The 20,446-nt window shown below is 51.0% G+C and carries 18 protein-coding genes; 10 read left to right on the plus strand and 8 right to left on the minus strand.

Features of this window, described 5'->3' with window-relative positions; translation table 11 throughout:
- The first annotated feature begins 3 nt into the window (after positions 1–3).
- The 3 genes from yieE (at position 4) to cirA (ending at position 4,843) form a co-directional block, all read left to right on the plus strand.
- The gene (gene yieE, locus E0D98_RS12110; RefSeq protein ID WP_000548294.1) at positions 4–885 is read left to right on the plus strand and encodes a DNA-binding transcriptional regulator YeiE; all 882 of its coding nucleotides are present in this window, start codon (positions 4–6) and stop codon (positions 883–885) included.
- A 204-nt stretch (positions 886–1,089) separates the two neighbouring features.
- On the plus strand, positions 1,090–2,559 hold the full coding sequence (lysP, locus tag E0D98_RS12115; protein WP_000253273.1) for a lysine-specific permease: 1,470 nt from the start codon (positions 1,090–1,092) through the stop codon (positions 2,557–2,559).
- A 292-nt stretch (positions 2,560–2,851) separates the two neighbouring features.
- A complete protein-coding gene (gene cirA / locus E0D98_RS12125; protein WP_050877064.1) occupies positions 2,852–4,843 on the plus strand; it encodes a catecholate siderophore receptor CirA in 1,992 nt (663 codons plus the stop codon).
- Between the two features lie 31 nt (positions 4,844–4,874).
- Here cirA and yeiG read toward each other — a convergent pair whose 3' ends face one another.
- The gene (yeiG, locus tag E0D98_RS12130; protein ID WP_050877065.1) at positions 4,875–5,711 is read right to left on the minus strand and encodes an S-formylglutathione hydrolase; all 837 of its coding nucleotides are present in this window, start codon (positions 5,709–5,711) and stop codon (positions 4,875–4,877) included.
- A 257-nt stretch (positions 5,712–5,968) separates the two neighbouring features.
- Between yeiG and folE the strand changes: the two genes are divergently transcribed.
- From folE to mglC, 6 genes are all read left to right on the plus strand, one after another.
- The gene (gene folE, locus E0D98_RS12135) at positions 5,969–6,637 is read left to right on the plus strand and encodes a GTP cyclohydrolase I FolE (RefSeq protein ID WP_001139613.1); all 669 of its coding nucleotides are present in this window, start codon (positions 5,969–5,971) and stop codon (positions 6,635–6,637) included.
- 16 nt (positions 6,638–6,653) lie between these two features.
- On the plus strand, positions 6,654–7,811 hold the full coding sequence (gene yeiB / locus E0D98_RS12140) for a DUF418 domain-containing protein YeiB (protein WP_000440880.1): 1,158 nt from the start codon (positions 6,654–6,656) through the stop codon (positions 7,809–7,811).
- 141 nt (positions 7,812–7,952) lie between these two features.
- Positions 7,953–8,993, plus strand: coding sequence for an HTH-type transcriptional regulator GalS (galS, locus tag E0D98_RS12145; protein WP_050877066.1), 1,041 nt, complete (start codon positions 7,953–7,955; stop codon positions 8,991–8,993).
- Positions 8,994–9,272: 279 nt separating this feature from the next.
- The gene (gene mglB, locus E0D98_RS12150) at positions 9,273–10,271 is read left to right on the plus strand and encodes a galactose/glucose ABC transporter substrate-binding protein MglB (RefSeq protein ID WP_001036964.1); all 999 of its coding nucleotides are present in this window, start codon (positions 9,273–9,275) and stop codon (positions 10,269–10,271) included.
- Positions 10,272–10,331: 60 nt separating this feature from the next.
- Positions 10,332–11,852, plus strand: a complete 1,521-nt coding sequence (gene mglA, locus E0D98_RS12155) for a galactose/methyl galactoside ABC transporter ATP-binding protein MglA (RefSeq protein ID WP_000255042.1) — start codon at positions 10,332–10,334, stop codon at positions 11,850–11,852.
- A gap of 15 nt (positions 11,853–11,867) precedes the next feature.
- Positions 11,868–12,878 (plus strand): galactose/methyl galactoside ABC transporter permease MglC, encoded by a 1,011-nt coding sequence (gene mglC / locus E0D98_RS12160; protein ID WP_001275118.1) that lies wholly within the window; start codon positions 11,868–11,870, stop codon positions 12,876–12,878.
- A 70-nt stretch (positions 12,879–12,948) separates the two neighbouring features.
- Here the strand turns inward: mglC and preA are convergent, their stop codons facing one another.
- The 7 genes from preA to E0D98_RS12195 all read right to left on the minus strand — a co-directional run bounded on the left by preA (position 12,949) and on the right by E0D98_RS12195 (position 18,950).
- The gene (preA, locus tag E0D98_RS12165) at positions 12,949–14,184 is read right to left on the minus strand and encodes an NAD-dependent dihydropyrimidine dehydrogenase subunit PreA (RefSeq protein WP_000956043.1); all 1,236 of its coding nucleotides are present in this window, start codon (positions 14,182–14,184) and stop codon (positions 12,949–12,951) included.
- A complete protein-coding gene (gene preT / locus E0D98_RS12170; protein WP_001136328.1) occupies positions 14,178–15,416 on the minus strand; it encodes an NAD-dependent dihydropyrimidine dehydrogenase subunit PreT in 1,239 nt (412 codons plus the stop codon). The genes preA and preT overlap by 7 nt, the downstream gene beginning before the upstream one ends.
- 318 nt (positions 15,417–15,734) lie before the next feature.
- Positions 15,735–15,974, minus strand: coding sequence for a DUF2542 family protein (locus tag E0D98_RS12175; protein WP_000383098.1), 240 nt, complete (start codon positions 15,972–15,974; stop codon positions 15,735–15,737).
- A gap of 2 nt (positions 15,975–15,976) precedes the next feature.
- Positions 15,977–16,696, minus strand: coding sequence for an outer membrane permeability protein SanA (gene sanA, locus E0D98_RS12180; protein ID WP_000920064.1), 720 nt, complete (start codon positions 16,694–16,696; stop codon positions 15,977–15,979).
- Between the two features lie 149 nt (positions 16,697–16,845).
- The gene (gene cdd / locus E0D98_RS12185) at positions 16,846–17,730 is read right to left on the minus strand and encodes a cytidine deaminase (protein WP_000553555.1); all 885 of its coding nucleotides are present in this window, start codon (positions 17,728–17,730) and stop codon (positions 16,846–16,848) included.
- A 129-nt stretch (positions 17,731–17,859) separates the two neighbouring features.
- Positions 17,860–18,555 (minus strand): CidB/LrgB family autolysis modulator, encoded by a 696-nt coding sequence (locus E0D98_RS12190; protein WP_000968208.1) that lies wholly within the window; start codon positions 18,553–18,555, stop codon positions 17,860–17,862.
- A complete protein-coding gene (locus E0D98_RS12195) occupies positions 18,552–18,950 on the minus strand; it encodes a CidA/LrgA family protein (protein ID WP_001295452.1) in 399 nt (132 codons plus the stop codon). Before E0D98_RS12195 ends, E0D98_RS12190 begins: the two co-directional genes overlap by 4 nt.
- A 238-nt stretch (positions 18,951–19,188) precedes the next feature.
- Between E0D98_RS12195 and dusC the strand changes: the two genes are divergently transcribed.
- Complete coding sequence (dusC, locus tag E0D98_RS12200; RefSeq protein ID WP_050877067.1) at positions 19,189–20,136, plus strand: tRNA dihydrouridine(16) synthase DusC; 948 nt, start codon at positions 19,189–19,191, stop codon at positions 20,134–20,136.
- The last annotated feature ends 310 nt before the right edge of the window (positions 20,137–20,446 follow it).

The following is a 20,446-nucleotide window of genomic DNA, read 5'->3' on the forward strand; positions in this document are numbered from 1 at the left end:
ACTATACACATCACCCTCCGGCAGTTGGAAGTTTTTGCAGAAGTATTGAAAAGTGGATCAACCACCCAGGCGTCGGTGATGCTGGCGTTGTCGCAATCAGCAGTGAGCGCAGCCTTGACCGACCTGGAAGGGCAGCTTGGCGTGCAACTGTTTGATCGCGTGGGGAAAAGACTGGTTGTTAATGAACACGGGCGGCTGCTCTATCCGCGTGCGTTGGCATTGCTTGAACAGGCGGTTGAAATCGAACAACTGTTTCGCGAAGACAACGGCGCGATTCGTATCTATGCCAGTAGTACCATCGGTAACTACATTCTGCCTGCAGTTATCGCCCGTTATCGCCATGATTATCCGCAGTTGCCGATTGAACTTAGCGTTGGGAACAGCCAGGACGTGATGCAAGCGGTGCTGGATTTCCGCGTTGATATTGGTTTTATTGAAGGACCGTGCCACAGCACTGAAATTATTTCTGAACCGTGGCTGGAAGACGAGCTGGTGGTTTTCGCCGCGCCGACTTCGCCGTTGGCCCGTGGTCCGGTCACCTTAGAGCAGCTGGCCGCTGCGCCGTGGATCCTGCGTGAACGCGGTTCCGGCACGCGGGAGATTGTCGATTATCTATTGCTGTCACATTTACCGAAGTTTGAGATGGCGATGGAATTAGGTAACTCCGAGGCAATCAAACATGCGGTGCGTCATGGGTTGGGAATTAGTTGCCTGTCGCGACGGGTGATTGAAGATCAATTGCAGGCAGGCACATTAAGTGAAGTTGCGGTCCCTCTGCCGCGCCTGATGCGTACGTTGTGGCGTATACATCATCGGCAAAAACACCTTTCCAACGCGCTACGGCGCTTTCTGGACTATTGCGATCCCGCGAATGTACCGCGTTAAGTTGCTGTACAAGAACATGCTGGTGCTGTGTCGATTTCGTGACGCAGCGCCCTCAGCATGCATTCGCCAGAAAAGAGATTGGCTGCTTTACTTATAATCCCTGGGCGATCATGAAGGTGTCTTATAACCGTGTATTTCTGCCGGAAGGATTGCCAATCGTCTGCTACAATCGCGCCTCATTTTTAAGATGGATAGCATTTTTGTATGGTTTCCGAAACTAAAACCACAGAAGCGCCGGGCTTACGCCGTGAATTAAAGGCGCGTCACCTGACGATGATTGCCATTGGCGGTTCCATCGGTACAGGTCTTTTTGTTGCCTCTGGCGCAACGATTTCTCAGGCAGGTCCGGGCGGGGCATTGCTCTCGTATATGCTGATTGGCCTGATGGTTTACTTCCTGATGACCAGTCTCGGTGAACTGGCTGCATATATGCCGGTTTCCGGTTCGTTTGCCACTTACGGTCAGAACTATGTTGAAGAAGGCTTTGGCTTCGCGCTGGGCTGGAACTACTGGTACAACTGGGCGGTGACTATCGCCGTTGACCTGGTTGCAGCTCAGCTGGTCATGAGCTGGTGGTTCCCGGATACACCGGGCTGGATCTGGAGTGCGTTGTTCCTCGGCGTTATCTTCCTGCTGAACTACATCTCAGTTCGTGGCTTTGGTGAAGCGGAATACTGGTTCTCACTGATCAAAGTCACGACAGTTATTGTCTTTATCATCGTTGGCGTGCTGATGATTATCGGTATCTTCAAAGGCGCGCAGCCTGCGGGCTGGAGCAACTGGACAATCGGCGAAGCGCCGTTTGCTGGTGGTTTTGCGGCGATGATCGGCGTAGCTATGATTGTCGGCTTCTCTTTCCAGGGAACCGAGCTGATCGGTATTGCTGCAGGCGAGTCCGAAGATCCGGCGAAAAACATTCCACGCGCGGTACGTCAGGTGTTCTGGCGAATCCTGTTGTTCTATGTGTTCGCGATCCTGATTATCAGCCTGATTATTCCGTACACCGATCCGAGCCTGCTGCGTAACGATGTTAAAGACATCAGCGTTAGTCCGTTCACCCTGGTGTTCCAGCACGCGGGTCTGCTCTCTGCGGCGGCGGTGATGAACGCAGTTATTCTGACGGCGGTGCTGTCAGCGGGTAACTCCGGTATGTATGCGTCTACTCGTATGCTGTACACCCTGGCGTGTGACGGTAAAGCGCCGCGCATTTTCGCTAAACTGTCGCGTGGTGGCGTGCCGCGTAATGCGCTGTATGCGACGACGGTGATTGCCGGTCTGTGCTTCCTGACCTCCATGTTTGGCAACCAGACGGTATACCTGTGGTTGCTGAACACCTCCGGGATGACGGGTTTTATCGCCTGGCTGGGGATTGCCATTAGCCACTATCGCTTCCGTCGCGGTTACGTATTGCAGGGACACGACATTAACGATCTGCCGTACCGTTCAGGTTTCTTCCCACTGGGGCCGATCTTCGCATTCATTCTGTGTCTGATTATCACTTTGGGCCAGAACTACGAAGCGTTCCTGAAAGATACCATTGACTGGGGCGGCGTAGCGGCAACGTATATTGGTATCCCGCTGTTCCTGATTATTTGGTTCGGCTACAAGCTGATTAAAGGAACTCACTTCGTACGTTACAGCGAAATGAAGTTCCCGCAGAACGATAAGAAATAAGTTTCCTCCCTTCCTTGCTAAGCCCTCTCAACCGAGAGGGCTTTTTCAATTCCATTTCCCTGACAAATCATGCGGATATAAAATTTAACATTTGGATTGATAATTGTTATCGTTTGCATTATCGTTACGCCGCAATCAAAAAAGGCTGACAAATCAGAGGCTGTTCCGGCTTTCTGGGATGATCACCTGCATACAAATAAGTCCACCGCGATGCTGCCGTACGCAAGGGGACGTGAAGAAGATGTGAGCGATAACCCATTTTATTTTCGTAGTTACCTCATGGAGATATGGAATGTTTAGGTTGAACCCTTTCGTACGGGTCGGGCTGTGTTTGTCCGCTATTTCTTGTGCATGGCCTGTGTTAGCGGTCGATGATGATGGCGAAACGATGGTTGTCACTGCATCTTCCGTTGAACAAAACCTCAAAGATGCACCCGCCAGTATCAGCGTCATTACCCAGGAAGACCTGCAGCGAAAACCGGTACAGAATCTGAAGGATGTCCTCAAAGAAGTGCCTGGCGTACAACTGACGAACGAAGGGGATAACCGTAAGGGCGTTAGTATTCGTGGTCTGGACAGCAGCTACACCCTGATTCTCGTCGACGGTAAACGCGTTAACTCCCGCAATGCCGTCTTCCGCCACAATGATTTCGATCTGAACTGGATCCCGGTCGATTCCATCGAACGTATTGAAGTGGTTCGTGGCCCGATGTCGTCGCTATACGGCTCCGATGCGCTCGGCGGTGTAGTGAATATCATCACCAAAAAAATCGGTCAGAAATGGTCGGGTACCGTTACCGTCGATACCACCATTCAGGAACATCGCGATCGCGGTGATACCTATAACGGTCAGTTCTTTACCAGTGGACCATTAATTGATGGTGTGCTGGGAATGAAAGCTTACGGCAGCCTGGCAAAACGTGAAAAGGATGACCCGCAAAACTCAACGACCACCGATACCGGAGAAACGCCGCGTATTGAAGGATTCTCCAGCCGCGACGGCAATGTCGAATTTGCCTGGACACCGAATCAACATCACGATTTTACTGCCGGATACGGTTTCGACCGTCAGGATCGTGATTCCGACTCGCTGGACAAAAACCGCCTGGAACGCCAGAACTACTCCGTCAGCCATAATGGGCGTTGGGATTACGGCACCAGCGAACTGAAATACTACGGTGAGAAAGTCGAGAACAAAAACCCTGGCAACAGCAGCCCGATAACTTCCGAAAGCAATGCGGTCGACGGCAAATACACGTTGCCGCTGACGGCAATTAATCAGTTTCTCACGGTTGGCGGTGAATGGCGTCACGACAAACTTAGCGATGCGGTGAACCTGACCGGGGGAACCAGCTCCAAAACGTCTGCCAGCCAGTACGCGCTGTTTGTGGAAGATGAATGGCGGATCTTCGAGCCGCTGGCGCTGACGACCGGCGTGCGTATGGACGATCACGAAACCTACGGTGAACACTGGAGTCCGCGTGCCTACCTGGTTTATAACGCCACCGACACCGTAACGGTGAAAGGGGGCTGGGCGACGGCATTTAAAGCACCTTCTCTGTTGCAACTTAGCCCTGACTGGACGAGCAATTCCTGCCGTGGCGCATGTAAGATTGTGGGTAGCCCGGATCTGAAACCAGAAACCAGCGAAAGTTGGGAGCTGGGGCTTTACTACATGGGTGAAGAAGGCTGGCTGGAAGGGGTTGAATCCAGCGTTACCGTTTTCCGTAACGATGTGAAAGATCGTATCAGCATCAGCCGTACGTCTGACGTCAACGCTGCACCGGGCTACCAAAACTTTGTTGGTTTTGAGACGGGCGCTAACGGACGGCGCATACCGGTATTTAGCTACTACAACGTTAACAAAGCTCGTATTCAGGGCGTGGAAACCGAACTGAAAATTCCGTTCAACGATGAATGGAAACTGTCGATCAACTACACCTACAACGATGGTCGTGATGTCAGCAACGGCGAAAACAAACCGCTATCCGATCTGCCGTTCCATACTGCTAACGGTACGCTGGACTGGAAACCGCTGGCGCTGGAAGACTGGTCATTCTATGTTTCTGGTCACTATACCGGGCAGAAACGCGCCGACAGCGCGACGGCTAAAACACCGGGCGGTTATACCATCTGGAATACCGGCGCGGCCTGGCAGGTGACTAAAGACGTCAAACTGCGCGCAGGCGTGCTGAACCTTGGCGACAAGGATCTCAGTCGTGACGACTACAGCTATAACGAAGACGGACGTCGTTACTTTATGGCAGTGGATTATCGCTTCTGATGAGAAGATGCCCGGCGAACCGGGCGGACTTTCACTTCAGTAAATACTGCGCATGGAAGCGCAGGTGATCCTCTACAAAAGAGGCGATGAAGTAGTAACTGTGATCATATCCCGGCTGAATACGCAGCGTCATCGGCCACGCTTTCTGGCGCGCGGCTTCTGCCAGTACCGCAGGTTGCAACTGGTCGGCAAGAAACTGATCATTATCGCCCTGATCGATAAGCGTCGGGATCGCATCCTGCGCGTTACTGGCATACATCAGCGCGCAACTGTCCCATTCCAGCCATGCATTTTTGTCCTCACCTAAATAGCTGCTAAACGCTTTGATTCCCCACGGGACGCTGCACGGATTCACAATTGGCGCAAAGGCCGAAACGCTGGTGTATTTACCCGGATTTTTCAGCGCCATAATCAGCGCACCGTGACCACCCATTGAATGACCGCTAATGGCGCAGCGGTCGCTGACATTAAATTGCGACTGAACCAGCGCCGGTAATTCATCGCGCAGATAATCATACATCCGGTAATGCGTCGCCCACGGCGGTTGCGTGGCGTTAAGATAAAACCCCGCGCCCTGGCCTAAATCGTAGCCATCATCGTTGGCAACCTGTTCGCCGCGCGGGCTGGTGTCTGGCATCACCAGTACAATCCCCAGTTCTGCCGCCACGCGCTGGGCACCCGCCTTGATGGTGAAGTTCTCGTCATTGCAGGTTAATCCGGAAAGCCAGTACAGCACTGGTGGCGGGGTGTGATCACGAGGTGGTGGGAGAAAGATACTGAACGTCATCGGACAGTTTAAGGTACTGGAGTCGTGTCGCCAGCGTTGCTGCCAGCCTTCAAAACAGCGGTGCTCTTCGAGCATTTCCATGCGTGGCTCCTTGTTGTGTTGTTTGCAATTTCTTCATCATACCGTTTATTCAATGTGCTGTGAGTAACTTTCACTTCCGTATTTGCATAACGATGTTTTAACATCTGCTGATGAAAGGCAGCGGCAATTACAATAATTATCGCTGTGAATACTGGATTATGTGCGCCGCCTCACGCACAATAATCAAGCTGTAAATCAGCTTAATAACTTTGCCCCCACGCAGGGCGGAGGCGTCACACCTGCAGGAGAAATCATAAATGCCATCACTCAGTAAAGAAGCGGCCCTGGTTCATGAAGCGTTAGTTGCGCGAGGACTGGAAACACCGCTGCGCCCGCCCGTGCATGAAATGGATAACGAAACGCGCAAAAGCCTTATTGCTGGTCATATGACCGAAATCATGCAGCTGCTGAATCTCGACCTGGCTGATGACAGTTTGATGGAAACGCCGCATCGCATCGCTAAAATGTATGTCGATGAAATTTTCTCCGGTCTGGATTACGCCAACTTCCCGAAAATCACCCTCATTGAAAACAAAATGAAGGTCGATGAAATGGTCACCGTGCGCGATATCACTCTGACCAGTACCTGTGAACACCATTTTGTTACCATCGATGGCAAAGCGACGGTGGCTTATATCCCGAAAGATTCGGTGATCGGTCTGTCAAAAATTAACCGTATCGTGCAGTTCTTTGCCCAGCGTCCGCAGGTGCAGGAACGTCTGACGCAGCAAATTCTTATTGCGCTACAAACGCTGCTGGGCACCAATAACGTGGCTGTCTCGATCGACGCGGTGCATTACTGCGTGAAGGCGCGTGGCATCCGCGATGCAACCAGTGCCACAACAACGACCTCTCTTGGTGGATTGTTCAAATCCAGTCAGAATACGCGCCACGAGTTTCTGCGCGCTGTGCGTCATCACAACTGATTAAAAGGCAGGAACCATGGAGCGCAACGTCACGCTCGATTTTGTTCGCGGCGTCGCCATTCTGGGGATCCTGCTATTAAACATCAGCGCCTTTGGGCTACCAAAGGCGGCTTATCTCAATCCCGCCTGGTACGGTGCTATTACGCCGCAGGATGCATGGACCTGGGCATTTCTTGATCTCATCGCCCAGGTGAAATTCCTCACGCTTTTTGCGCTGCTGTTTGGTGCTGGACTGCAAATGTTGCTGCCCCGTGGCAGACGCTGGATCCAGTCGCGGTTAACGCTGTTAGTCTTATTGGGCTTTATTCACGGTTTATTGTTCTGGGACGGCGATATTCTGCTGGCTTACGGGCTGGTGGGCTTAATCTGCTGGCGGCTGGTGCGCGATGCGCCATCGGTAAAAAGCCTGTTTAATACAGGCGTCATGCTTTATCTGGTGGGGCTTGGCGTTTTGCTGTTATTGGGGCTGATTTCCGACAGCCAGACCAGCCGCGCCTGGACGCCGGATGCATCGGCTATTTTGTATGAAAAATACTGGAAGCTTCACGGCGGCGTTGAAGCGATCAGTAATCGTGCCGATGGTGTTGGCAACAGTTTACTGGCACTGGGCGCACAGTATGGCTGGCAACTGGCAGGGATGATGCTCATTGGTGCGGCGCTGATGCGCAGCGGCTGGCTGAAAGGGCAGTTCAGCTTACGTCACTATCGTCGTACTGGTTTTGTGCTGGTGGCGATTGGGGTGACCATTAACCTTCCTGCCATCGCCCTGCAATGGCAGCTGGACTGGGCGTATCGCTGGTGTGCCTTCTTACTTCAAATGCCGCGGGAACTGAGTGCGCCGTTTCAGGCGATTGGCTATGCGTCGCTGTTTTATGGCTTCTGGCCGCAATTGAGCCGCTTTAAGCTGGTGCTTGCGATCGCCTGCGTCGGACGGATGGCGCTGACCAACTATCTATTGCAAACGCTGATTTGTACCATGCTTTTTTACCACCTCGGTTTGTTTATGCATTTTGATCGCCTGGAGCTGCTGGCGTTTGTTATTCCGGTATGGCTGGCGAATATCCTCTTCTCTGTTATCTGGCTGCGTTACTTCCGCCAGGGGCCGGTGGAATGGCTCTGGCGTCAGTTAACTTTGCGTGCTGCCGGAACGGCAATATCTAAAACATCAAGATAACGATCTGGATCACATTCGTTAACAAAACGGCTGTAACCGTTTCCATTGCTGTGACTCGATTCACGAAGTCCTGTATTCAGTGCTGACAAAATAGCCGCCAGCAAGCAGTCATTTACTGCAATCTCATAACAGGTAGTGAATATGATCACCATTCGTGATGTAGCGCGTCAGGCTGGCGTCTCTGTGGCAACGGTTTCCCGGGTGCTCAATAACAGCACGCTGGTCAGTGCCGACACGCGTGAAGCAGTAATGAAAGCCGTGAGTGAGCTGGATTATCGGCCAAATGCCAATGCCCAGGCGCTGGCAACTCAGGTTAGCGATACCATTGGCGTGGTGGTGATGGACGTTTCTGATGCTTTTTTCGGCGCGCTGGTAAAAGCGGTGGATCTGGTCGCCCAGCAGCATCAGAAATACGTGCTAATCGGCAATAGCTATCATGAAGCGGAAAAAGAGCGTCACGCCATTGAGGTGTTAATTCGCCAGCGTTGTAATGCGTTGATTGTTCACTCAAAAGCATTGAGTGACGATGAACTGGCGCAATTTATGGATAACATTCCCGGTATGGTGTTAATCAACCGCGTTGTGCCGGGGTACGCCCATCGTTGCGTTTGCCTGGATAATCTCAGCGGTGTCCGAATGGCGACGCGCATGTTGCTGAATAACGGTCATCAACGTATTGGTTATCTTTCTTCCAGCCACGGCATTGAAGATGACGCCATGCGTAAAGCAGGCTGGATGAGTGCGTTGAAAGAGCAGGATATTATTCCGCCGGAAAGCTGGATTGGCACTGGTACGCCGGACATGCCGGGCGGTGAGGCGGCGATGGTTGAACTGCTGGGGCGCAATCTACAACTTACCGCTGTATTTGCTTATAACGACAATATGGCCGCTGGCGCACTGACAGCATTAAAAGATAATGGCATTGCGATTCCGTTACATCTCTCAATCATCGGTTTCGATGATATTCCCATCGCCCGTTACACCGACCCGCAATTAACGACCGTGCGTTATCCCATTGCTTCAATGGCTAAATTAGCCACCGAACTGGCCTTGCAGGGGGCAGCAGGCAATATTGATCCTCGTGCTAGCCACTGTTTTATGCCGACGTTAGTGCGTCGCCATTCTGTCGCAACACGCCAGAATGCGGCGACGATCACTAACTCAACAAATCAGGCGATGTAACCGCTTTCAATCTGTGAGTGATTTCACAGTATCTTAACAATGTGATAGCTATGATTGCACCGTTTTAACGTTGTAACCCGTATGTAACAGTGAATAATCACTTTCACCGAGGTAATAGCGTCATAACAACAATTAAAGCCGTTTTCTGGAGCGTTACCGGGCATGGAAGAACGAATTTTAAAAAGTGAGCTTCGGCGTTCAGTAACACTTCATTAACTCTACTGCCCCGCCGAGCATTTATCTCAAGCACTACCCTGCATAAGAAAAACCGGAGATACCATGAATAAGAAGGTGTTAACCCTGTCTGCTGTGATGGCCAGCATGTTATTCGGTGCCGCTGCACACGCTGCTGATACTCGCATTGGTGTAACAATCTATAAGTACGACGATAACTTTATGTCTGTAGTGCGCAAGGCTATTGAGCAAGATGCGAAAGCCGCGCCAGATGTTCAGCTGCTGATGAATGATTCTCAGAATGACCAGTCCAAGCAGAACGATCAGATCGACGTATTGCTGGCGAAAGGGGTGAAGGCACTGGCAATCAACCTGGTTGACCCGGCAGCTGCGGGTACGGTGATTGAGAAAGCGCGTGGGCAAAACGTGCCGGTGGTTTTCTTCAACAAAGAACCGTCTCGTAAGGCGCTGGATAGCTACGACAAAGCATACTACGTTGGCACTGACTCCAAAGAGTCCGGCATTATTCAAGGCGATTTGATTGCTAAACACTGGGCGGCGAATCAGGGTTGGGATCTGAACAAAGACGGTCAGATTCAATTCGTATTGCTGAAAGGTGAACCGGGCCATCCGGATGCAGAAGCACGTACCACTTACGTGATTAAAGAGCTGAACGACAAAGGCATTAAAACTGAACAGTTACAGTTAGATACCGCTATGTGGGATACCGCTCAGGCGAAAGATAAGATGGACGCCTGGCTGTCTGGCCCGAACGCCAACAAAATCGAAGTGGTTATCGCCAACAACGATGCGATGGCAATGGGCGCGGTAGAAGCACTGAAAGCACACAACAAGTCCAGCATTCCGGTGTTTGGCGTCGATGCGCTGCCAGAAGCGCTGGCGCTGGTGAAATCCGGTGCACTGGCGGGCACCGTACTGAACGATGCTAACAACCAGGCGAAAGCGACCTTTGATCTGGCGAAAAACCTGGCCGATGGCAAAGGTGCGGCTGATGGCACCAACTGGAAAATCGACAACAAAGTGGTCCGCGTTCCTTATGTTGGCGTAGATAAAGACAACCTGGCTGAATTCAGCAAGAAATAAGACTGACTGGGCGCAGTCTATTACTGCGCCCTTATTGTATGGCCAACAAGGTAAAATTATATGGTCAGCTCAACGACTCCGTCTTCCGGGGAATACTTGTTGGAAATGAGCGGTATCAACAAGTCCTTTCCTGGTGTTAAGGCACTTGATAACGTTAATTTAAAAGTCCGGCCACATTCTATCCATGCATTAATGGGGGAAAACGGTGCAGGAAAATCAACATTATTAAAATGCCTGTTTGGTATTTATCAAAAAGACTCCGGCACCATTTTATTCCAGGGTAAAGAGATCGATTTCCATTCTGCCAAAGAAGCACTGGAAAATGGTATTTCGATGGTACACCAGGAGTTAAACCTGGTATTACAACGTTCGGTGATGGATAACATGTGGCTGGGGCGATATCCCACCAAAGGCATGTTTGTCGATCAGGACAAAATGTACCGCGAAACCAAAGCGATTTTTGACGAACTGGATATTGATATCGATCCGCGTGCGCGCGTCGGCACATTATCCGTTTCGCAAATGCAGATGATCGAAATCGCCAAAGCGTTTTCCTATAACGCGAAAATTGTGATTATGGATGAACCGACTTCTTCGTTAACCGAAAAAGAGGTCAATCATCTGTTCACTATTATTCGTAAATTAAAAGAGCGCGGCTGCGGTATTGTTTATATCTCGCATAAAATGGAAGAAATCTTCCAGTTATGTGATGAAGTTACCGTATTGCGCGACGGTCAGTGGATCGCCACCGAACCGCTGGCAGGACTGACGATGGACAAGATCATCGCCATGATGGTTGGGCGTTCTCTTAATCAGCGTTTTCCTGACAAAGAAAACAAGCCGGGCGAAGTCATCCTCGAGGTGCGTAACCTAACGTCACTGCGCCAGCCGTCGATTCGCGATGTCTCGTTTGATCTGCATAAAGGGGAGATCCTCGGTATTGCCGGGCTGGTGGGGGCGAAACGTACCGATATTGTTGAGACGTTATTTGGTATTCGCGAGAAATCGGCTGGCACCATTACGTTGCACGGCAAACAGATCAATAACCATAATGCCAACGAAGCCATAAACCACGGATTTGCACTGGTAACTGAGGAGCGCCGCTCAACGGGAATTTATGCCTATCTGGATATTAGTTTTAACTCGTTAATTTCCAATATTCGCAACTACAAAAATAAAGTTGGTTTACTGGATAACTCGCGGATGAAAAGCGATACCCAGTGGGTGATTGATTCGATGCGGGTAAAAACGCCAGGTCATCGGACGCAAATTGGTTCGCTCTCCGGTGGTAATCAGCAAAAGGTGATTATTGGTCGCTGGCTACTAACGCAACCAGAAATATTAATGCTCGATGAACCGACGCGCGGTATTGATGTCGGGGCGAAGTTTGAAATTTATCAGTTAATTGCCGAACTGGCGAAGAAAGGCAAGGGGATTATTATTATCTCCTCTGAAATGCCTGAGTTGTTAGGGATAACAGACCGTATTCTGGTCATGAGCAATGGTCTCGTTTCCGGAATTGTCGATACAAAAACAACAACGCAAAACGAAATTCTGCGTCTTGCGTCTTTGCACCTTTAAGATTAGGGGCTTCCCATGAGTGCGTTAAATAAGAAAAGTTTTCTTACTTACCTGAAAGAGGGCGGTATTTACGTCGTTCTTTTAGTTTTGCTGGCGATTATTATTTTCCAGGACCCAACATTTTTAAGTCTGTTGAACTTAAGTAATATTCTCACCCAGTCATCGGTGCGTATTATTATCGCGCTCGGTGTGGCAGGGTTAATTGTCACCCAGGGGACCGATCTTTCTGCTGGTCGTCAGGTAGGGCTGGCGGCAGTGGTGGCTGCGACATTATTGCAGTCCATGGATAACGCCAACAAAGTGTTCCCGGAAATGGCGACGATGCCGATTGCGCTGGTTATTCTGATTGTCTGTGCCATTGGTGCGGTGATCGGTTTGATCAACGGTCTGATTATCGCTTATCTCAACGTGACGCCGTTCATTACCACGCTCGGCACGATGATCATCGTCTATGGAATCAACTCGCTCTATTACGACTTTGTCGGGGCGTCGCCAATTTCTGGTTTTGACAGTGGCTTTTCTACCTTTGCTCAGGGCTTTGTCGCGCTGGGGAGTTTCCGTCTCTCTTACATCACCTTCTACGCGTTGATTGCGGTGGCGTTCGTCTGGGTGTTGTGGAACAAAACCCGCTTCGGTAAGAACATTTTTGCCATTGGCGGTAACCCGGAAGCGGCAAAAGTATCTGGTGTCAACGTCGGCCTGAACCTGCTGATGATCTACGCGTTGTCTGGCGTGTTCTATGCCTTTGGCGGGATGTTAGAAGCCGGACGTATCGGCTCTGCCACCAACAACCTCGGCTTTATGTATGAGCTGGATGCTATCGCGGCGTGCGTGGTAGGCGGTGTATCGTTCAGCGGCGGTGTGGGGACGGTGATTGGCGTGGTGACCGGGGTAATTATTTTTACCGTCATCAACTATGGCCTGACGTATATCGGCGTAAACCCATACTGGCAGTACATCATCAAAGGGGCGATTATTATCTTCGCCGTAGCGCTGGATTCACTGAAATACGCGCGTAAGAAGTGATGTGATTGTGGATATTGCCGGATGCGCTGCATCCGGCAATCGGTGCCAAATGCCGGATGCGTCTCTGGTTTTACAACGTTACCGGGTGTTCTTTCTCGCCTTTCTTAAACTTCACTTCCCCGAGCTCAATACAACCCACCGGGCAGACGTGACCACAAAGCAGACAACCCACACATTTCTCGGTATTACAATGCGGTGTGCGGGTTTTCTCGCTCCATTCCATCGCCTGGTGACCGCCGTCGTAACAGGAAATATAACAGCGTCCACAGCCAACACATTTATCAAGATTGATACGGGGATAGACAATATAACTGCGGTCTAAATCTTCCGCCGGGACAATATTGTTATTCGCCAGACCTACCATCTCCTGCAGCGAATCAAATCCCTGATCGGCGAGATAATGCGACAACCCGCTTGCCATATCTTCCACTATCCGATACCCGTACTGCATGATGCCGGTGGTCACCTGTAACGTTGCTGCGCCGAGCAATAAAAACTCAGCCGCATCCTCCCAGGTTTCAATGCCGCCGATACCGCTGATTGGGAAATCGCGCAGTTCTGGATGGGTGCGCATCTGCTGAATGAAGCGCAGGGCGATCGGTTTTACCGCTTTACCGGAATATCCGGAAATACTCGATTTTCCGTTAACGATCGGCATACCGATTTTCTGATTAAGATCGATATTGGTGATGGATTTAACGGTGTTAATCGCCGCAATGCCATCTGCGCCGCCGCGCTTCGCCGCCAGCGCCACTTCGCACATATCACCGATATTCGGCGTCATCTTCGCCAGCATTGGCAGCGTGGAACCCCGTTTCACTGCCCGACAATATTTTTCTACCAGCTCCGGGCTTTGCCCGACATCGCTACCCATCGCATGAGAAGTCATTTGCGGACAGGAGAAGTTACACTCGATCATATCCGCGCCAGCTTCTTGCACCAGGCGCGCCAGCTCCTCCCATTGCTGCTCATTTTCCCCCATGATCGAAGCGATCAATACTTTGTCCGGGTAATCTTCCTTCAGCTGACGCAGGGCGGCCAGATTCTCTTCCAACGGATGTTCAGCAATCTGCTCCATATTTTTGAAGCCGATAAAACCGGTATCTTCTTTCACCAGATGATCAAAACGCGGCGAGACTTCGTTGGCGATAAAAAAGCCGATCGTTTTAAACACCACGCCGCCCCAACCTGTGTCGTAGGCTTTGGCACACATCTCATAGCAGTTGCCTACAGGCGAAGAAGAGAGGCAGAACGGGTTGGGAAACTTCACGCCGCAAAAAGTAATCGAAAGATCTTTCGTTAACATGAGCAAGCTCCCTCTAAATAGTGATGAATCGCCTCGGCGGCTTCTTTCCCGGTTTTCACGGCATAGACCACGGTTTTGTCACCCTCAACAATATCGCCAGCAGCAAAGACTTGCGGATCGCGGGTCTGATAATTTTGTGTTTTGATGGTGTTACGCTGCGGCTCTAACTCCGCAAAGGCATCCAGTCTGGCATGCTGACCGACGGCGAGAATAATTTTATCTGCCGCCATCGTCAGTTCGCCCGGTAACCGTACATGCTTAAACGTGACTTTATTGCCTTCCACGGCTACTGGCGTGAATCCATCGATGATCGAAACGCCCAGCTCCCGGGCGCTGGCAAACTCTTTTTCGCTTGCCGGAAACTCATCTAACTCTTCACGCGCTATGCAGGTTACCGCCTGACAGCCGAGAACTTTCAGCGTGCTGGCTACGTCCATCGCGACATCACCGCCGCCGATAATTAATGCGCTTTGTGGAATGCTGATATCGCCTTGCGCCTGTCGTGCACGTTGCAGGAAGTCGACGGCAATCTCAACGTCGCTATGCTCAAACAGCGATAACCCCGAACCGCTCGATAACCCCACGGTGACCAGTACCGCGCGGTTTTCCGCTTTCAGTTGCTCCAGGGTGAGTGTTTTACCGACTTCGTTGTTGCACTTAATGGTCACGCCCATTTTTTCAATACGGGCGATTTCTGCATCCAGCACTGATTGCGGTAACCGAAATTGCGGAATACCGTTACGCAACCAGCCACCGGGGTGCGCTTCTTTCTCATAAATCGTGACGTCATAACCCTGGTTTGTCAGTGTCACACTGGCCTGCAATCCGGCAGGACCTGCGCCAATAATCGCGACTTTGCCGAGCGTTTTAGTACCGGGCTGATAAATTTCCATCCCAGTTTGTTGTTCAAAATCAGTAACAAAACGCTGTAAGCGACCGATATCAATGGGAGCATCAACACCGGCACGGGTACAACCGCTTTGGCATAATTTCTCCGTCGGGCACACTCTGGCACAAACGGCACCGAGGGCATTATTTTCGCGAATTGTCTCGGCAGCGCCTTTAAAATTACGAAAGTAGATTGAGCGAATAAATTTCCCCGGATCGGTCTGTGCCGGGCAAGCCTGACTACAGGGAGCGTCGTGACATAATAAACAGCGAGAGGCTTCTTTAATCGCCAGTAAAGGCGTAAAAGCCGGAGTGAGTTCATCCAGATAATTTTGTTGCGGCATGTGATCTTCCTTAATGCTATGAGTAATTAAGGCGAACGCTAAATATACTCGTCATACTTCAAGTTGCATGTGCTGCGTCTGCGTTCGCTCACCCCAGTCACTTACTTATGTAAGCTCCTGGGGACTCACTCACTTGTCGCCTTCCTGCAACTCGAATTATTTAGAGTATAAATATTGCGTGCTGATATTAAGGCTATGCGCGTGGGGAAATTTAAACTGTGAAAGGATTCACAAATAGCTGCGGTTCAGAATGTTACATCCGCAGCTTATTGAGTGACGTAATAATTATTCTCAATAATTAACATAAAAGAGAAAATATTAACGATAGAAAATAAGATAAACAATCATGCCGATAGATAAAACTCCGAAGCCAATATATGCCACCATATAAGCGAAGAAGAGTCCGGGATTTTTTGCTCGCCAGACATACACCGGTTCCGGTGCATTTTTAACCCGTTTATCAATCGCGCCTGCGCGCCAGCCTTTCCATGCTTCGCGGAAACAAAATATCGGGATAAGGAAAAAAACGGCAACGACAAAAAACTGCTGTACATCCATAACTACTTTCCTTGTTTCTTTTGTAATTCAAGTAACTGTTCGGGTGTGACGGCGGGATACCCCTGCGCATCTTCCGGCACCTGGTGCATAGCCGGAATAGGGACCAGCGGCCCTAAAAAACGCGGTTCACGTTTAAAAATATAAAGGTCAGCCAGCGCTCCGAAACGGGCGGCAAATTCGCGAATACGTACTGACAGCATATCTTTCGGTGACGGTACGGCATAACACTGAGCCTGAATCCCCATATGCAGCGCAATAAATAATGCCCGCTCACAGTGGAAACGTTGGGTGATAATAATGAAATCATTAGTATCGAAAACTTTGCGTGTACGCACTATGGAATCCAGCGTACGAAAGCCTGCGTAATCGAGAACAATATCTGATGGGTCGACACCAGCAGCGATTAAATCTTTGCGCATGGTCATCGGCTCATTATAACTTTGCAATGCGTTATCGCCGCTCAGTAATAGATAATTTACCTTACCGCTGTTATAGGCATTAATCGCTCCTTGAATGCGGTAGCGATAATACTGATTAATTACGCCAGTACGATAATATTTTGCTGTTCCGAGCACCACACCGACCTGGCGGTAGGGGAGATCCTGCAATTCGTCGTAGATATAAGGCGCGGTTTTCCAGCTCATCCAGCGATCGAGGCCGAGCACAGTCAACAGCAGCAAGCCGATCAGGACTAACAGGCTGAGGAACACGCGCTTTAACATGCAGGAGACTCGATCTAAGGAAAATTTCCATCAGGCTACTTTACCCGCTGGTTTTGCGCAAGAAACGGCAAACTGTTTGCCGGGAATTTCGACACCAGGAGAGGGCTGGCAAGCCGGACAAGGCGTTCACGCCGCATCCGGCACCAGGCTTAAGCGAGAAGCACTCGGTCGATACTGTGACAGCCGAGAGCTTTCAGCGTTGCGGAGGTGGCATCCCACTGAATCAACGGCGCATCGGCTTTTTCTGCCAGAACCGCGCGCTGGATATCCGGGTAATCATAACCCTTGAGATTCAACAGAATTAACGCTCCCTGCAACGGTGGCAGAGTCGGGTTGAATGCGGCGTTTTCAGCGTAGCTGCCACTGAAAATACGACCGTCTTTACATTCCAGCGCGACACCGCTTGGCGACTTACTGTAAGGCATGTGCGAACGGTTTGCCGCTGCAATCGCCGCCTGAGAAAGCGCATCACCAGTCAGCGCATAGCCGTGATCCTGCTCGTCCATCAGCAGCGTTTTAATCTCCAGATCTTTCGGCCCAAAGGCATCCGGCAGATAGTCACGCAGCGCGTGTGCCTCGCGGCCCGGCAGATGAATACGCAGATCCAGACCGCTGTTCAGTTCATTCATAAACTGACGGCAGTGACCACAAGGCGTGTAGTTAACGGTGATGGCTGCAAGCGCTTTTTCACCACTCAACCAGGCGTGGCTGATCGCGCTTTGTTCGGCATGAACGGTTTGCTGCATTGTCGCACCAATAAATTCCATATTGGCACCGAAATACCAGGTTCCGCTCACACCGCGCGCAATTGCGCCAACATTAAAATTCGACAATGGCGTACGCGCACAGGCCGCCGCCAGCGGAAGTAGTGCGAATGCCAGCGCGTCTTCGTCCAGCCCCGTTGCGCTCTTCAGCGATGAGACTTGCTCCCCGGTCAACAAAGCGGGGAAGTACTTGTCTGCCAGAATAGGTTCCAGTGCAGATTGCAAGTTATCCGCAAGTTGGGCAAAAGCGGTTTGAAAACGTGGATGCATGGCGTTGCCTCATAATCATGTAATGGGATAACAGTTTACGAACCCGTTATGGCTTTATATGTGATCTGAATCTCATTAATTATGCAACGCGTGAAACTTACATCAAAAATGCGCGACGCATCGCAAATTTTAGCCCATTACTGCCAGAATAATCGGGAAAAGGAACGGTGCGATCAGCGAAGTAATTATCCCGCATAACACCAGCGCTAGCGAACTAAATGCACCTTCCTGATAATCCAGCTCGGCGCAGCGCGCCGTACCGAGGGCGTGCGAGGCAGTCCCCATTGCCAGACCGCGCGCAGCTTTGGTACGAATACGCATCGCATTAAGCAATGTATGGCCAAATACCGCGCCGAGGATGCCGACGAAAATCACGCAAACTGCGCTGATTGCCGGAATACCGCCAATACTGCCGCCAACCGCCATTGCAATAGGCGTGGTGACTGATTTCGGCAGGATTGACGCGGCGATTTCCGGTGAAGCGCCCATCAACAATGCCACGGAAGTCCCCGTCACCATCGCAACCACGCTGCCGATAAAACAGATGGTGATGATCGATTTCCAGCGCGCGCGGATCTGGTGTAGCTGCTCATATAAAGGATAGGCCAGCGCGACGACCGCCGGTTGCAGCAGATCGTTTAGCACTTCGCTACCTTTAAAGTAGCTGTCGTAAGAGATGCCGGTCAGCATTAAAAAAGGAATGATCACCACCATTGCTACCAGCAACGGGTTAAGCAGGGGAAACTTATACCGTGCCGCCAGTTTGCGGGCGGCAAAAAAGACAATCAACGTCAGCGGTAATGACCACCAGATATTCGCCATCATTCTTCTGATCCTTTCTGACCTACGACTTTACGTTCACCGTGTACCAGTTGTGAACTCCAGCTCACCACCAGAAAAACCACCAGCGTACTGACAGCACAGGAAACCACTACCGGGCCAAACTGCGCGCGGAGCAAATCAAAATATTGCATGACGCCTACGCCAATCGGCACAAACAATAGCGCCATATAGCGAATCAGTACGTAGCACCCCGGATTGACCCATTTCGCCGGAAGAATTTGCAAGGCCAGCAGGACAAACAGGATCAGCATCCCGATGATGCTGCCCGGAATGGTTACCGGTAGCAGGGAAGCAATGAAAATGCCTGCATACAGGCAGGCATAAATCAGGACGAAAGCGCGTAAATATTGCCAGATAATGTTCAGTGTCTTACTCATAATCAACACCCCAGATGAGATGGATTCATCATACAATTAATTCGTAAAACGTGCTACCGATCACATTAAGAAATCAGCGCTTATTTTTTCGCTCCCCGGCATTACGCAATGCGCAACGAACTCAGGCATACATCAAGCATAGAGAGGGATTGCAGTTTGCAGCAATCCCTCTTTGTAGACCTTTAATCCGCTGACCATAGGCGCTAACATAGCGCCTCATTATTTTGCGGGTGATGATATGCGTGTGTTACTGGCACCGATGGAGGGAGTGCTTGACTCTCTGGTGCGTGAATTGCTGACCGAAGTTAACGACTACGATCTGTGCATCACCGAGTTTGTCCGCGTGGTGGATCAACTGCTGCCGGTAAAAGTTTTTCATCGCATTTGCCCTGAGCTACAAAACGCCAGCCGGACACCATCCGGTACGCTGGTGCGCGTGCAGTTGTTGGGTCAGTTCCCACAATGGCTGGCAGAGAACGCCGCCCGTGCGGTGGAATTAGGTTCCTGGGGCGTGGATCTCAATTGCGGCTGCCCGTCGAAAACGGTCAACGGTAGCGGTGGTGGGGCGACGTTACTCAAAGATCCTGAACTCATCTATCAGGGTGCAAAAGCGATGCGTGAAGCTGTACCGGCGCATTTGCCCGTCAGCGTGAAAGTGCGTCTGGGCTGGGACAGCGGTGAGAAGAAATTTGAAATCGCCGATGCGGTTCAACAGGCTGGTGCTCCGGAGCTGGTGGTGCATGGACGGACAAAAGAGCAGGGTTACCGCGCGGAGCATATTGACTGGCAGGCGATTGGCGAGATTCGCCAGCGGCTGAATATTCCGGTGATTGCCAACGGCGAAATCTGGGACTGGCAGAGCGCGCAACAATGCATTGCGATCAGCGGCTGCGACGCAGTGATGATTGGTCGCGGGGCGCTCAATATTCCCAACCTGAGCCGGGTAGTAAAATATAACGAACCGCGAATGCTGTGGCCGGAGGTGGTTGCTTTGCTGCAAAAATATACCCGTCTGGAAAAGCAGGGCGATACCGGGTTATATCACGTTGCGCGGATTAAACAGTGGTTGAGTTATTTGCGTAAAGAATACGATGAAGCAACGGGATTATTTCAGCATGTTCGGGTGTTGAATAATTCCCCTGATATTGCAAGGGCTATTCAGGCAATTGATATCGAGAAACTCTAAAAAACCATAGTGATGTTTTTTGACAATGTGTTAGCTCTTTATCAATAGGCCGCACGGTTGTTTGGTGGCGTCAAAATTGCCGAGGCGTTCCCTGAAGGCCGGGGCAGCCCACATGGATGTGGGCTGAGGGCGCGTTTTACAGGGATGTTACCTCGCGCCCGACCCGGTAGCCGTAAGGGATAAGCCGAGGGCACCGCGCAGCGGCGATTTTGTTCGCCAGAGCCCGGGGGTGCAGGGGGCGGCGGCGATTGGCCGCCCCCTGCGCGCTCCTTGCGCCAGTGATTATATGAAGCAATGCACATGACAGGAG

The sequence above is a fragment of the Escherichia sp. KCJ4928 genome, assembly GCF_004352695.1.
Classification (GTDB): domain Bacteria; phylum Pseudomonadota; class Gammaproteobacteria; order Enterobacterales; family Enterobacteriaceae; genus ECMA0423.